Source organism: Ancylomarina sp. 16SWW S1-10-2 (genome assembly GCF_009669305.1).
In the GTDB taxonomy this organism is placed as follows: Bacteria; Bacteroidota; Bacteroidia; order Bacteroidales; family Marinifilaceae; genus Ancylomarina.
In genome coordinates this window covers 149680-165839 of the sequence record NZ_SADB01000004.1, presented here as the reverse complement: position 1 = coordinate 165839, position 16160 = coordinate 149680, and the positions used below count along the sequence as shown (strand labels likewise).

The 16160-nt window shown below is 33.1% G+C and carries 11 protein-coding genes and 2 tRNA genes; 8 read left to right on the top strand and 5 right to left on the bottom strand.

What is annotated here, in order from left to right; all coding sequences use genetic code 11:
- Positions 1 to 48 precede the first annotated feature (48 nt).
- The 7 genes from EMN46_RS04720 (at position 49) to EMN46_RS04690 (ending at position 8039) form a co-directional block, all read left to right on the top strand.
- Positions 49 to 927, top strand: a complete 879-nt coding sequence (locus tag EMN46_RS04720; RefSeq protein ID WP_154199525.1) for a DnaJ C-terminal domain-containing protein — start codon at positions 49 to 51, stop codon at positions 925 to 927.
- Position 928: 1 nt separating this feature from the next.
- Positions 929 to 1222, top strand: a complete 294-nt coding sequence (locus EMN46_RS04715; RefSeq protein ID WP_154199524.1) for a chaperone modulator CbpM — start codon at positions 929 to 931, stop codon at positions 1220 to 1222.
- Positions 1223 to 1703: 481 nt separating this feature from the next.
- Positions 1704 to 2858 (top strand): hypothetical protein, encoded by a 1155-nt coding sequence (locus EMN46_RS04710; RefSeq protein ID WP_154199523.1) that lies wholly within the window; start codon positions 1704 to 1706, stop codon positions 2856 to 2858.
- A 255-nt stretch (positions 2859 to 3113) separates the two neighbouring features.
- Positions 3114 to 3380 (top strand): hypothetical protein, encoded by a 267-nt coding sequence (locus EMN46_RS04705; RefSeq protein ID WP_154199522.1) that lies wholly within the window; start codon positions 3114 to 3116, stop codon positions 3378 to 3380.
- 386 nt (positions 3381 to 3766) lie between these two features.
- Positions 3767 to 3839: transfer RNA gene (locus tag EMN46_RS04700), tRNA-Lys, on the top strand.
- A gap of 682 nt (positions 3840 to 4521) precedes the next feature.
- The gene (locus EMN46_RS04695; RefSeq protein ID WP_154199521.1) at positions 4522 to 7410 is read left to right on the top strand and encodes a class I SAM-dependent DNA methyltransferase; all 2889 of its coding nucleotides are present in this window, start codon (positions 4522 to 4524) and stop codon (positions 7408 to 7410) included.
- Positions 7410 to 8039 (top strand): hypothetical protein, encoded by a 630-nt coding sequence (locus tag EMN46_RS04690; RefSeq protein ID WP_154199520.1) that lies wholly within the window; start codon positions 7410 to 7412, stop codon positions 8037 to 8039. Before EMN46_RS04695 ends, EMN46_RS04690 begins: the two co-directional genes overlap by 1 nt.
- 53 nt (positions 8040 to 8092) lie before the next feature.
- Here the strand turns inward: EMN46_RS04690 and EMN46_RS04685 are convergent.
- The 3 genes from EMN46_RS04685 to EMN46_RS04675 form a co-directional block, all read right to left on the bottom strand.
- A tRNA-Leu gene (locus EMN46_RS04685) sits at positions 8093 to 8174 on the bottom strand.
- A 482-nt stretch (positions 8175 to 8656) separates the two neighbouring features.
- Positions 8657 to 10210, bottom strand: coding sequence for a glycine--tRNA ligase (locus EMN46_RS04680; protein WP_154199519.1), 1554 nt, complete (start codon positions 10208 to 10210; stop codon positions 8657 to 8659).
- A 92-nt stretch (positions 10211 to 10302) separates the two neighbouring features.
- Positions 10303 to 10545, bottom strand: coding sequence for a DUF4834 family protein (locus EMN46_RS04675; protein WP_154199518.1), 243 nt, complete (start codon positions 10543 to 10545; stop codon positions 10303 to 10305).
- 318 nt (positions 10546 to 10863) lie between these two features.
- Between EMN46_RS04675 and EMN46_RS04670 the strand changes: the two genes are divergently transcribed.
- Entirely contained in the window at positions 10864 to 12072 is a 1209-nt protein-coding gene (locus tag EMN46_RS04670; RefSeq protein ID WP_154199517.1) for a thioredoxin domain-containing protein, read from the top strand.
- Positions 12073 to 12297: 225 nt separating this feature from the next.
- On the opposite strand, the gene EMN46_RS04665 is transcribed toward EMN46_RS04670, so the two are convergent.
- Both EMN46_RS04665 and EMN46_RS04660 read right to left on the bottom strand, forming a co-directional pair.
- Positions 12298 to 13809, bottom strand: a complete 1512-nt coding sequence (locus EMN46_RS04665) for a DUF5723 family protein (RefSeq protein ID WP_154199516.1) — start codon at positions 13807 to 13809, stop codon at positions 12298 to 12300.
- A gap of 17 nt (positions 13810 to 13826) precedes the next feature.
- Positions 13827 to 15488, bottom strand: a complete 1662-nt coding sequence (locus EMN46_RS04660; RefSeq protein WP_154199515.1) for a hypothetical protein — start codon at positions 15486 to 15488, stop codon at positions 13827 to 13829.
- Between the last annotated feature and the right edge of the window lie 672 nt (positions 15489 to 16160).

Sequence of the window (16160 nt, the reverse complement as noted above, 5' to 3'; positions counted from 1 at the left end):
GCTAAAAATAGTAACTTTACTCAACAGCCAACTAAAAAAACCTAAAAAATGGCATTTATAAATTATTATAAAATTTTGGGCGTTTCAAAAACTGCAACGGAGAAAGAGATTAAAGCCTCCTATCGAAAACTCGCCCGCAAATATCATCCTGATTTAAACCCAGACAACAAGAAAGCTGAATTAAAATTCAAGGAGATAAATGAAGCAAATCAAGTTTTAAGTGATCCTGAAAATCGAAAAAAATACGACAAATACGGTGAGGACTGGAAACGTGGCGAAGAATCTGAAAAAGCTCAACAACAATATCAATCTCAGAATAGATCGAGACAGCAAGATTTTTCTGATCGAGAATATTCTGATTTCTTCGAATCTATGTTTGGAGGAAGAGCATCTTCTAGACAAAGTCATTACACAAAATTTAAAGGCCAAGATTACCATGCCGAGTTGCATTTGGATTTAAAAGATGCTTACACAACTCATAAACAACTATTAACTGTCAACAACACCAAAATACGACTCACCATACCCGCAGGCGTAGAGAATGATCAGGTAATCAAAATAAAGGGTAAAGGCGGAGAAGGTTTGAATGGTGGTCCCGATGGCGATCTTTATATTAAGTTCATCATTAACAATCAGACACAATTTAAGCGGGATGGCAATAATCTATATTCAAATGTTAATATAGACCTATACACTTCTCTTTTGGGTGAAGAAATAATGGTAGACACCTTTAATGGCAAAGTAAAACTTAAAATTGCACCTGAAACTCAAAATGAAACGAAAGTAAAATTGAAAGGAAAGGGCTTTCCCGTTTATAAGAAAAAAGACGCGTTTGGTGATCTCATAATCACCTACCATATAAAGACGCCAACACATTTGAGAGAAAAAGAAAAGGAGCTATTCAAAGAATTACAAAAACTAGGGTAACATGGAAAACAATTTAATAGCAATAACAACTCTTTGTTCACACTACGAGATTGAATTTTCGTTTATTGATGCTTTGCGCAAAACAGGACTTATTCAAATTGTAATTATTGAACAAGATCAATTCATAGATCAGGACCAAATAAGTGAGCTTGAAAAAATGATTCGTCTGCATAACGAGTTAAATGTTAACATAGAAGGAATAGATGTCATATTTAATCTTCTGGAGAAAGAAAAGGAATTAAGAGAAGAATTAAGTGCTCTGAAAAACAGATTAAGACTTTTTGAAGAAGACTAAATCTATTTTTTTGTATCGCAATCTATATCTTCTGTAATTACAGTTAATGGTAGTAAATGGATTCCTGACTTTTACAACGAGGTTTTGGTATTTGTACGAATTCCCAGTATTACCTATTCCTGAATAAAACATTTTATTTCATGACCCAAAAATCAGCCTATCCTCTTATCAAATTAAAAATTCCATTAATATGATCATATTTTGGAATGATTAAATTAACAATATGAATATTAGTTTTTAATTGACACTTTAGCTTAGTTTTGTTAAAAAGAGGCACAATACCGCCCATATAGGAGTGTATTGTGAACCTTTAAACTAGATAAAGTAGAAATAAGTGCACCAGTGCACATTCTAACAAGTTAGGCAACATATTAATGAACATTTTCGATAGAAGTTTATTTAGAAAGATAAAGTTCAATTTGAACTTAAAACCACATGGCTGTTGAAGTCTGAATATTACCAATTTAAAATTTCACCCCAAATGAGAAAACATTTATTTTTTCTGTTTTTTAGTTGTTTTGTAACAGTTGTAAATGCGCAGGACTATATTCCTTACTTTCATAACATAACAGATGTTGAAAATCAAATAAGGAGTTACAAGTTTTCTTCAGCTCTTAAAACTTATGACTCTCTTTTTAAAATATATCCAAACATTTCCTACAAAAATGTTCATAATGCATGCATTTGTGCAATTAAAACTAAAGATTTCAACTCAGCATTTAAGTCTGCTAAACAGCTTGTTTTAAAGGGCTATGAGCTAAAATATTTTGAGAAGCCAATATTTGCTGATTTACGGAAAAGAACCAGAAAGTGGAACTCATTTGTAAAGGGATATGATAGGCTAAAAAACGAGCGACAATCCAAACTAAATAAAACAGAGCGGAATTATTATTACCAAAAGTATATAGAAGACCAAAAGGCAGCTTCTTCTTTTAATATACCTGTACAAGATAGTGGTTTCTTTAAATTAGCATATGAATTGTCTTATCATATTAAGAAAAATGATTTTCCTAACTTGTTTCTATCAAAGGATACATTAAGCCATAAGGTTCATGTCATGTTTCGACACTATTATGGATTATTTAACCGAATTAAAAATGATCAAGAATTACAAAATGATCCCTCTTACTCTTGTCGTTCAACAAATCCACTTAAAAAAATAATAGAAAATGCTTTAATAGGAGGTTTGATAACTCCTTCAATTTTTGAAAATATAGTTTCTTATAATGATGGTAATCCTTTTGGTGAACTTGCTGTGAAAATTGATATTGATAATAAAAAAGTATACCCTATTTTGCAAGTTAAACCAGAAGATCTTGATGAAATGAACTCAAAAAGATATTCCATTGGCCTTGGCCCCATTGATGATAATTCTTCCTCTTACCTAAAGGGATCGTGGTATTCGTACTACCCTTTTGAGGAAGTGGAATATGCTGTTGAAAATTGTGATACTTGCACTAGCATTCTAGATTACAGTTCAGTTATAAATAAAATAGAGCACGAATATTCAGACAAATATGAGAAGGTAGGCAAACTAGAAGGCTTTCTATTGATTGATTATGTAAATGGTAACACGAAGTATTGTAAGTATAAATTCATGAGGGATTTAGTAAAGAATGGTATTAATATAAAATGAATTGTTGTTAGATAGGGTGAGAGATACTTTGCCTAACAAAAGCTATATGTAATGCGGGGTTTAGCGGGTAAATCAACCGCATTTCTCCGTTGCAACACCGCCAAATCTTTGATTTGTCAATTTATAATTTGAATTAATGTAAATCAAAGTTTTGGCTAAATGCGGATTTGAAAGTGAATTGCTTCGAAATCCCGCAAAACACATAGCAAGCCCGTTGGCTTTAATACCTGAAAATAAAACTTTTAAAAAATACTAATGAAAAAAAATAAATTAACTGAACTTACAAACGAAGAATTACAGATTGAAAAAAAGAAATTAAAAAAACGTAAATTCTTAAAAGCATTATTAATCGGAGTTTTAGTAGGAGTTTTATTTATATTAGGCGCTGCTACAGTTCATTACGAAAGCCCTTTTGGATTTATACCAGTGTTCATTTTACTCTTCATAATTGTTAAAATTGTAAAAAGTCCTGATAAAGACAAAATCCTTGAAGAAACTTTAAAAGAACGGAACATAAATTAACCAGGTCTTAAACCTAAAAATTGATTGAGTTAAAAAATAAAAGTACTAAAGCCAACAACGTGTATAGTTCATAGCGGTTTAGTACTAAATTCAAAGATAGTACCTTTGTATAAAGTTCAGTAATAAATTGAATGGTTTGTACCTTAAAAGCCGCTACTATTCTTATACAAACCGTTCTAATCACCACTCCCTCATCGCACAAACTTGATTAATTCTACAGGCAAAAATCAGAAATAGTGTGATTTTGAATAAATAAATGTTAAATGATATGGCACAATTATATAGATTTTTTTAATAAAACCAGTCTGTAAAAAATTTAATCTTTTTTTTACAGAAAAAGTAATGAGTTAATAAAATTAATATTACTTTTGTCAAACAAAATTGATGACTTCGTAGCTCAGTTGGTAGAGTAAGTGACTCTTAATCATTGGGTCGTGGGTTCGAACCCCACCGGGGTCACATAAAAAAAGCAACTTACATAAGTAGGTTGCTTTTTTTTGTTCTTATGTCTCGACCTAAAATAAGTTGGAACAATTCAAATATCAATCCATACACAAAGCTGGAATCGAACCAGTCCAATTCGCCCCACTACCATTTGAGATCAACGCAACTCCTTATTTCTTTTTATCCTACAAGCAAGAGCCTGAGCTAAATCCGAGTTAACCTATAAGCCATCCTGTTACGAATTTTGCAATCAGAATTAGGTTTATTCGACGTCCTGTAGCTTCAAAAGCCTCCCTGTTGAACAGGAAACGACAAAATGCATACAGGACAACTGTGTAAAGCCACAGGAAAGCCAAACGAACCGCAAGACAAGAAAATAAGCGACTGGGAAAACACTTATCCCTACTGGAAGACGTAAAAGATGAGCAGGACAAGAAATAAACCCACAAGGAAAGGTGAAATATAGGATAAACGAGCTGTGGTGGCTGGGAAGGAGATTGATTGGAATGAATAGGCACTTTCTGTTTATACCTATAAAAATAGTCGACTACAAAACATTGTCTTATTCTGATTTGGGATAAGAAAACTCATTAAAATGAGAGATTCATCTATAGAATTAACAAAATTGCAGATAAGGGCAATCAGTTTTTTTTTTATAAAAATACACCGTGCTTAAAAAATATGTATTTTTACAACGATGAATCAGCCTTCAATAAATAATGTATTAGAGAAACTGGATTTTAAACCAAAATCTAAACTTTCAACTCTATTTTTCACTTCAAAAAATTATAATTCATACGAATTATTATTTGAGGAGAGGTTAATTCTTGATGTTGCAAAAAAACTCAAAGCGGCTGCTGTCTATTTCAGACGATTTACAGAAAATCAATCATCCAAAGCACAACTTTTTATATTTGATAATACCCTAAATTCTTTTACTGAAGAAGAGTTAGCTGAACTCCACAGAAAAATTTGGAGTAGTGGTATCGTTCCTTTATATTATGTATTTGACAAAACCAACATCAATATATTTGATGCTAGGAAACACGTTAACTATAACAAGAATTCTAAAAAGATAAGCGTAGATCCCTTTGATTGTCTTCCTATAATTGCTGAATCTTATGAACGACATCAAAGATATTCGGCTAAACTTTTTGCAAACGGGACGTTTTGGGAACAAAAAGAAGTTGAAAATCGTTTCCTAAGCAAAGAGAGTTCTGAAAACAAATTAATTGAAGGCTTAAAAAAAGTTAGAACAGACTTTATCAACGAAAGTGGACTCGATTCTAAATTAGCACACCAATTACTCGTCCTATCAATTTTAATAAAATATCTTGAAGAACGAAAAGATGAGCATGGCAATCATGTCTTCCCTAATGATTACTTTAATAAATATCAGCAAGCCTCTTCGTTTTGTGAGGTATTGCGAACAGGTGAGGTCGTCAACTTATTTGATGATTTAAGCACTCACTTTAATGGAAAAGTATTTGAACTTGATGAGCCTGATAAACAAATTCTATCAAAAACAGATTTAAATAAACTTGCGGGTTATCTCGATGCCAATTCCCATAATGGACAATTGGTTTTATGGCCACTTTATTCTTTCGAGTTTCTTCCTGTTGAATTAATCAGTAGAATATACGAGGAGTTTGTCGATCAACGAAAGGATGCCGTGTATACGCCAATTCATTTGGCACGTTTGATGGTAGATGAATGTATGCCAATTGCAGAGCCTAAACCAAACTACAAAGTAATAGACGTGAGTTGTGGTTCGGGTGTTTTTTTGGTAGCTGTATTTAAACGCCTTGTTCAATGGTGGCAAAAAGAGCAATTCGAAAAAACGGGGAAACTGATTTTCCCTACAGTAGATGATTTAAAAATTATCTTAAAAAACTCAATTCATGGGGTTGATATTGAAGAAGCATCGGTTCGCCTTTCTGTATTTAGTTTAAGTATTGCACTTTGCGACATGCTTAAGCCTACCGAAATATGGATGAATTTACGTTTCGATGACCTAAGAGAAGAGAACATTTATCTCGGAGATTTCTTTAAATATCTTAATCAAACAAAGAAAGCTCAGTTTGATTTGGTTATTGGTAACCCTCCTTTTGAAGATAAAAAGAAGGATTTCAATAGGTTAATTGCTGATTTCAAGATTGATAGCGACTACCACATACCAAGAAATCAGATTGCCATGTTGTTTCTGCAGCAAGCAATGAAACTTTTAAAACCCAACGGACTGCTATCGTTCGTCATGCCATCGGGTCCCTTACTTTACAACAATACATTAGAATTTAGAAAAGAGTTCTTTTCAAGGTACAAAGTGCCTCAGATTATTGATTTATCTGAACTGCGTGATGCATCTGTCCTTTTTGAAAAATCAATTGCAACGGCTGTTGTATTTGCCTACAATACCATTCCAGACAGGAATCATATATTGACACATATTGGGGTTAAAAGAACTAAAACAACAAAAGAACGCTTGTTTTTTGAGATTGATCATTACGACATGCATCCCGTTTCTCAAGAAATCGCTGAAAATGATCTTGCTATTTGGAAATCGAACTTGATGGGTGGAAATCAATTGTATTATCTGGTTAATAGACTTAGACAATTGAGAAGTCTCAGTAAGTTTTTAGATGATAAAAAGGAGAAAAATGGATGGGCTTATGGAGAAGGTTTTCATTATGGTGATAGAAAAAAGACTGGAATACATTTGACTGGAAAACCTTTAGTGGAGTCAAAAATGTTTACAGAAATAGGTATTAAAGAGACTCGAATAGAATCATCAAAATATTTTGGAAGGACTAGGGAGAGTAATAAATTAATATTTAATGCTCCGCATTTATTGATTAAAGAAATTCTTGGTAAGACTAAATTTATTACAGAATTTGTTGAATATGATTTAATTTTTAAAAATAGAATTGTTGGAATACACTCCCCTGAGTGTGAAAAAAATGAATTAAAACAAATCGAAAATGTATTATTAAATAATTATAACCTGTACAAAGTTTTAATACTGTCATTAAGTGCCGAAGCAGGGATTAATAGATCAGGGGGATATGTAATGTACATGAAAGATATAATAAATCTTCCATACCCTGAAGATGAAAAGGACCTAGAACTTTCATATAGTGAAGAGATCATAAAAGATGATGTCCTCAATTATAAACTAGAAGAACTTACAAAAGGCGAAAAAGCAAAAATTAATACGCAGCTTGTTTCTGAATCAGAACTCTCTGATTTCGGAATCGTTCTATGTAAGAGTTTAAATCCCTTATATGAAAAAGGCGATAAGAGATTTAGAGCATTAACACCTATTAAAACCCTTTCGTATACCTGTTTTCCTTTTGCATACGGCAATGATGAATTTTCTCCAGAAATATCCCCAAAAATAGCAGACGGAGACCTTTCCGACTTAATGGAAAACCAACAGGAGAGTGTTCATTACCGTAGAATATTACGTTTGTATCAAAAAGACATTGTCTTCCTTATCAAGCCCAACAGCTTGCGTTATTGGTTAAAATCTATTGCATTACGAGATGCCGGTGATATTATGAATGATTTTGTAAACAGCGGCTACTAATGATAGGAGAACAAACACATAATCATTCAATACAAGTACAGGATTTTTCCCTTGAGAAAAACCAGACTGTAAAACGCATCCTCATATTCATAAAGAATACACTACCCGAATTTGAAAGTGTATTCAAAAAATCAGAAATAACTTTCAATTTAGAAGATGATATTTCAAAAGAGTTATCTCACTTTTTTAATGACAAAGCCCGTTCAGAAAACTTACTATTTCAATTTAATGAGAAGAAAGGTGTAGATTTCACAATTTTCACCTTCCCTTTTACCATGGGGGCCTCATCAATATTTATGATTGAGGCTAAAAGATTATCAAAAAAGCATTACGATTATGTTTCTGGAAGAACTGGTGGGATTGAAAGAATAAAAAAAGAACAAGATGAATTTGGGAAACATTTAAATCAGGGGGCTATGATCGCCTATATTCAAGACAATGATTTAAACTACTGGGAAAATCGTATTAATTCTTGGATAGAAGATCTTATTAAAAAGGACACCGATATTGAGTGGCAAAAAAATGATCTGCTGATTGTCAACAATCAATTTTCAAACTATACATCAATGCATTCAAGGGTTTCTAAAGAAGCTATTACTCTCTACCATTATTGGATATCAGTAAATTGATCTCAAATAAAAGCATAAAAAAATCCTCTTGATTTCTCAAGAGGATTTTAGCGTACCCAGGGCCGGGATCGAACCGGCACGGGTTGCCCCACTGGTGTTTGAGACCAGCGCGTCTACCAATTCCGCCACCTGGGCATTGCTTTTGAATGCGATGCAAATGTATGGAAATGTTTCATTCCTGCAAAAGAAAAGGCATCTTTTTTTTATAAAAAAAAGTCAAGTACAATGCCTCCTACAGATACTTATCTGACACTCATTATACTATAAATTACATAGAAGCTAAAAAACTTTCACTTACATAAGTACAAATACAAACGAAAGCCCCAAACTAAGGCTAAAACCTACAATTGTAGACATCAATAAATGTCAACATCAAAAAAAACAAATTAATTGACCTCGAATAATCACAGGTGCAACCTGTGGACTAGAATAACCCATCACAAAGAATCCCGAAGGAATTCAACTCGAGTAAGCACAGATAGAACCACTGAACAGTAATATTAGATGCCCTATGAGAATAGCTAAGCACATCTAAAGCAAGAAACCCAGAGAAGTTTACAACAAAAAAAGAGGCATCCCGTAGGACACCTCTCTCAATATATAAGCTTGTAAAAAGTTTACTTAAGTTTCTTAAAAAGATCTTTCATGCTTACGCCTGCTTTCAAAATCTCATAAAGATTCGCAATCTCAACGCGCTCTTGAGCCATTGTATCACGATGACGAATAGTTACTGTATTATCTTCTAACGACTGATGATCTAAAGTTACACAGAAAGGCGTTCCAATAGCATCCTGACGACGGTAACGCTTACCAATTGAGTCTTTCTCATCGTACTGGCAATTGAAATCAAACTTAAGATCGTTGATTATCTCACGAGCTTTCTCTGGTAAACCATCTTTCTTAACCAATGGCATTACACAAAGCTTAACTGGTGCCAATGCTGGTGGTAATTTCAATACCACACGCTCATCAACCTTACCATTCTCTTTTTCAATTTTCTCTTCCTTATAAGCTTCCGCCATAATTTGAAGGAACATACGGTCAACTCCAATTGAAGTTTCAACAACGTATGGTGTATAACTTTTATTCAACTCAGGATCGAAATATTGGATTTTCTTACCAGAAAATTCCTGATGTTGTTTCAAGTCAAAATCGGTACGAGAATGAATTCCTTCAACCTCTTTAAATCCGAAAGGAAACTTAAATTCAATATCAGTTGCTGCATTAGCATAGTGAGCCAACTTATCGTGATCGTGAAAACGGTATTTATCATCTGGAAAACCAAGTGCTTTATGCCAGCTCATACGTGTTTCTTTCCACTTTTCGAACCATTTCATTTCGTCACCCGGACGAACAAAGAACTGCAGTTCCATTTGTTCAAACTCACGCATACGGAAAATGAACTGACGAGCAACAATCTCGTTACGGAAAGCTTTACCAATTTGTGCAATTCCAAAAGGAATTTTCATACGACCCGTTTTCTGAACATTCAGGTAGTTTACAAAAATACCCTGAGCCGTTTCCGGACGAAGGTAAATTTTACTACTTCCGTCAGATGTTGACCCCATATCAGTTGAGAACATCAAGTTAAACTGACGAACATCAGTCCAATTCTTTGTTCCTGAAATAGGACAAGCAATCTCATTATCGATAATAATTTGCTTCAACTCATTCAAGTCGTTTTTATCTAAAGCCTCAACAAAACGAGTATGCACAGCATCCATCTTTTCTTTGTTGGCTAACACACGAGGGTTTGTAGAACGAAACTGAGCCTCATCAAAAGTCTCGCCAAACTTTTTCTTAGCTTTAGCGACTTCCTTATCCATTTTGGTCTCATACTTAGCCATTAAGTCTTCAATCAAAACATCAGCTCTGTAACGCTTTTTAGAATCCTTATTATCAATCAAAGGATCGTTAAAAGCATCAACGTGGCCCGAAGCTTTCCAAATGGTAGGATGCATAAAAATAGCAGAATCAATACCCACCACATTTTCGTGCAGTTTCACCATTGAATCCCACCAATATTTTTTAATGTTGTTCTTTAATTCAACCCCCAATTGCGCATAATCGTAAACCGCAGACAAACCATCATAAATTTCTGATGATTGAAATACGAATCCGTATTCTTTACAATGAGCTACCAGTTTTTTGAAAACATCTTCCTGAGCCATAGTTTTATATTTAGATTTTATTTTTTCTGAAATTGGATAACAAAAGTAGCCGTTCAACTTAAGAGAAACAAGTCATTTGTCCTCTTAATTATTTATTCGTCAACTTCTTCGAAATCAACATAATCACCTATATCTTTTGTATTATGCTTTTCTTTACTTTTCGTATTTTTTTCAACAGTAACTTCACCTTCTGGTTTTTCCTGATATTGTTGCTGCTGCTGATTCTGTTTTTGCTGCATTTTATCAAAAGTTTTCTTAACAATAACAGGAAAGAAAGCCCTAAATAGATATTTTATAAGGAAATAGATTCCTACTACAATTAATATAAATTTCATAATCCTACTTTATTTTGAAACACAAATATAAGCATTTCATTTTTTAATACACATCTTCACTTCTTGCTTTTGGGTGTTCTCTAATATCTCCTTAAAAGAATTTATAGGCTATGAACTTTCCACTTCAACACGCTACTTAGCTAACAATAATGGTTAAAACGACACACTAAATATCAAGTATCTACCACAAAACTTAAAGCTATATAATGAATCATTAACCTTAATTAACGCAATTAATAACATTGATTAACCTACTTGGTGGAAAAGTTTATATTATTTAGCCCATTAATATCAACAATGACTTAATAAAATAATGATATGAAGAAATTATTAATTGCTTTATCAGCAATACTTATTACGGGTAGTCTGTTTGCTCAGGGAATAAAATTTGAACATGGAACATTAGCTGAAGCACAAGCATTAGCAAAAAAAGAAAACAAGATGATTTTTATGGATTGTTACACAACTTGGTGTGGTCCCTGTAAAGCTTTATCTAAAAATGTGTTCCCAACCAAAGAGGTCGGTGATGTTTTTAATGATAAGTTTATAAATCTTAAAATGGACTGTGAAAAGGGTGAAGGTCCTGAAGTTGCAAAAAAATATGGTGTAGCCGCTTACCCAACTATGGTATTTCTAGATGCTGATGGCAATGTGTTACACAAAATCGTAGGTGGTACTGATCCTGCAGGACTATTAGCTCAAGCAGCTATTGCACAAGATCCTACAAAACAAATTAGCACACTAGAAAAACGTTATGCTAACGGAGAGCGCAGTCAAGAGTTTTTGGCTACTTATATGGAGGCCTTATCGACTGCTTACGAACAAAAAAAACTAGCTAAAATAGGAAGTGAATTTGTTGCCAATACAAAACAAAAGGAATTCTTGAAAAAAGATGCTTTTACAATCTTACTAAATTCTGGAGGACTGGAATACAATAGCAAATTATTTAAGTTTATCGCAGCAAACAAATCAACTTTAATTGCTAACAAAGAAATTGGAGCAGATAATTACAATCAACTAATAGGTGTTAGTATTGATAATCATCTTAAAGCATATAAGATGCCTACAACTATTGAAGCTTTGAATAAGGAAATTGACGGTATGCGTCCTTATTTAGACGCTGCACAAGTAGATATGATCGAAGGTCAATTACAATCTCAATTTTATTTAGCAAACAAAAAATTTAGTGAGTGGTTTGATGCGACAATAAAGTCGATTGATGCAGCTTTTAAAACTGATAAAAGAAGAGGTGAGAGCATGCTAGTTCAGAACATGTTTACAATTGCTATGGATCCTCAATTTGCTGATGCAGGTTTGTTCCCTAAAGCCATTCAAAAAATGGGGAGCTATTCTAAAGAAAATAGTTCATTATACATTAACTACTGCTTAGCTGCTTTATACAAAGCCAATGGAAACAAGGCTAAAGCAATTGAAAACATCAATGCTTTTATTGCTAAGAATAAGGAAGCTGGAAATCCAACTGACCAACGTATAACTGATTTTAAACAGTCTATTGAAAATATGTAATCAATGACGTTTCAATTTGAAAAAGGGCTATTTCTAATGAGATAGCCCTTCTTTATTTGTTTATCATTCGTAGTCGATAACAATTGAATGGCTTTACAACTTCCAAAGAATCTCTTGCTTTTTTTGTAGAGTTTATTCCCATTCTAGCTTTCAAAAAAAGATAAATATGACCATAAAAAAAGAGCTTATCAAAATGATAAGCTCTTCCTATTTATATAATTAAAATCATCTTTTTTTCTCCATCTCTTTTTCTGTATTCTCTTTAATCTTTTCCATATGTTGAAGAATTAAATCTTCTTGAATTTTACAAACATCCTTCTTCTTAGCTTTTTTCTTTAGGCGACCAAACATCATGTTCACACCAAATCGAATATTCGCTAATTGAGCCGTATTGGGATTCATTGCCAAAACATTATCACTCACAGCATAAATTTGTAAAGGTCCTAGTTTAGCAGCAACACCTACTCCTACATTATTATACGAGTTATTAACCATTGAATAACTAACCGATGCTGAAAAGTTACGAATCACCCTTGTGTTAGCAGATAAGGTTAAAGATGGACGAAAATTTCCATCATAAATTTCGGAACGACTTACCGCACCAAAACTAAGGCGATCGTTTAGTTCATAGCTTCCACCTAAATACACTTTTGTAGGCAAAGCTTTTGAATAAGATCCTGTATTATCTCTAAATCTAAAAGCATCCGAGATTGAATCTGTTAAATCTTCCATTACATCCTCAATTTCACGATAATTAGGATCGTTTGAATTACCAGATTGAGACCAATCTCCACCTTTCCAATCGAAAGTAGCATCCTGATATAATTCATAAGAATCATTCCACTTTATACCTCCAATATCAAGAATACTAGCGTAGAATGTTATTTTCTCATCGAATTGATAAGTTGCTCCCAAATCGAAAGCAAAACCTTTATTGTTTGTTCCTGAGAAGAAATTGGCATCCATATCATCATCCAAAACATCAATATCATCGATATAACTTGTGCCATCGGGATCCGTTTTTTCTGTTATATCAAGAGGCATAGAAACCTTCATTAATTGTTTAGAATGTAGACGAACTAAATCTCCCGTTTCAGACGTAAAAACCGACATGTCAGATTCATCCAAATACGCATTAGCAACACCAAATAGTGCTTTTGCTTTGATACCAACCGTTAACTTTTCAGTTACTTGTTTTGAAACACCAAGAGCAACTTCATTGTAAGCTGTTCCCTCTAAACCCAATCCGCCAAGATTAGCTGTTTGCCCCATATACAATGCATTCCCGTTCTTTAAAAAGGAAATTAAACCTTTATCAAAACCAAAGCGTGTATCTACTTTTGAACTAACATCTAGCGTAAAGAACATTTTTTTTGCTCGAATACCTAGACTAAAAAAAGTGTAACTAAATTGATTTGAAATTGTATTTGTCGATTGTAAAGCATCATGAAAACTATTGATATCTACAACCAAAGAATCCTTTTGTAATCCTGTTCCGTCCTTAATAATATCATTATATGTGAAACCATTATTGGAATAGTTCAAATAAATTGAGCTTAAACCGGGGAAACCTATAAAGACTTTACATTCTGGTTGAATAGCTGGATTTAATTGATTGCTCTGAGGAACATTCTTCATTAAATACAAGGTATTATTCATCTCTTGTGCTGAAGTCAAATTACTTACGATTAATCCGACAAATAAAAGCAGCGTATATCTTATTATTATTTTTTGCATCTGTAAAAAGCTTTGGGTTATTTAGATAAATCAAGTTGAGCACTGACAGAAATAGTAAATTTCAATTTATCAGAACCTTTAAATTTTACTGTCTGTGTACCTTTATCATAGGTACTCACGGCTGCCTTAACAATAATATTCTCAGTGTCGTTAAGACTCTTAATCTGTTCTGCAGTCAACTCAATTTCATTTACGACTTCTTTAATAGAACTCAAATCAACATCACCGTTAGAATCTACAGCGGCTGCATTTATAATACTTTCGGAAGATATTGTAGAAAGGACGTTATATGCTGCATCAGTTAAATAGATATATTCAATTGTCGCATCTAATGGCAAACCATTCTCGGTAGTAATAATAATAGACGCTTTTATAATCTTCTCGGCATCATCAATATCAACCTCATCAATCGTATCTGAAATGCTTAAATTATCTGCTGTAAAATTTAATGGAATATCAATATCCAAATCGGCAGATATTGAAGAACTCCCTGAAATAATATTAATGTTGTTACCCGCAGCTAAAGGATCGTAATCATTAGGATTAATAATTACATTTCCCGAATAAGTAATCTTATCTGATGGTGGTAGAGACATAAGAGCAACAATGTCCGAATTTTCTTTATCAACCGTCATAGTCCCCTTAATCTTATCTATAATCTCTTGTTCGGTTGTAGGATATTTCTCCAATGTTAATGGTTCCAGTAAATTCAAATCTTGACTATCTCCATCTGAATTAATTCCTGTCATATCTACAGACAAAGCAAATGGTACACCAACACCATTCTCCATAATTAAACTTATTTTTGGGTTCCCAAACATGAAGTTACCATCGATATCATCCCAAAAGTCAACATCTAAATCAATATCTCCCGAACCTAAATCAATTGTTTGATCACCAAAGTCCCCTTCTGCAAGTACGAAATGTAATTCTTCAAACTGGTAACTTATATCTAAATCATTACCATTACTCATAATCCTATTTGAAGCATCTTTATTAATTGTGCCACCAAAACTAATCGTTAAAGTATTGTTGGGTGTAGGATCAGAAAAAGTAAATTCCATACCTGTTAAATCCCATTCAAAAGTTTTATTAGTGGCACTTGGGGCAATATCAAAATTCTTACTAATAGGATTTTCCCCATCAATACGACCTTCATTTAAAGTCACATTTAGAGTAATTTCCTTATCTAAAGGATTTGATACAATAAAATTAATTTTAGTATCGAGCTTTAATTTTGTAAGTATAATATCTGTTTCATTAGCCTTAATATCGAAAGCTACCGTCTTAGTGGTTAAGTTCACATCTGAAGAGAATGGGATACTAAACTTTGGGTATGCTGACATTTTAAAACTTAGCGAGTAAGGATCCTGTTCAGGAAAATCCAAAACCTCACTAGCGTCATAAGTAAATATATCTTCTTCAGTATATTTAATATGAATTAAGCCATCCTCGCCTAAAACAATAGTTTGATCCTCATCTGCAGCCTCATGCTGATTAAGTAAGTACCAAAGGCTATATTCACCATAGCCTACAGGAGCCACAAAATTAGGTTGCCAATCTACTTTTTCGGAAAGCTTATCAAAATCATAGTCATCAGAATCGACACACGATTTAAATGGTAAAGTCAAAAAACAGAACAAAACTAAATAAAAGGGAATTCTAATTTTTCTTTTCATCATACAATATTTTGATGGTGGTGATTACGTTTTTTTATAAAATAAAGTAGCAAACATACTCATCCTTTCTCTAAAAAAATAACTAAATCAGAAAATAACTCACCATCAAAAAATGTCTCTTTGTCATAAAAAACTATTATTTCACAGAATAATTCAGTAAAAAATTCCTATCATCACAAGTAAATAGATAGAAACCTTTTTGTGAGCCTTTTGAAAATGCGATAGAAAAAGCCGTATTCCCTTTTAAAGGAAAACCTCTGTGGTTCTCACCATTAGTCGAGATTAAGTGTATTTCATTATCGTCCTTTAAGCAAATCCCAATCTCACATTTCGTTCTCGAAAATTCGTAAACTGCCGGAGCTGCAGATATACTTGATGAAAATTCCTTTTCTAGAATCTTACTTCCATTGGTATCATAAACATCTAATTTATTGTGGTCGCTAATAATATATTCTGAAACGCCATCAGCATCAATATCTCTAACTACAAAGTGATGTTCATTATCTAAACCTGATAAATTCTTGGTTTCAACATTGCCATTCATATAGAAATATTGAATATTTCCCTCTCTATCGGTAGTAACCAACCTATCGGCGTGTTTAGAATTACCCTCTTCTAGATAGAAACTATTATACTTCGATTTAGAGATCTGCTTATTCGGCTTTAAGCGCA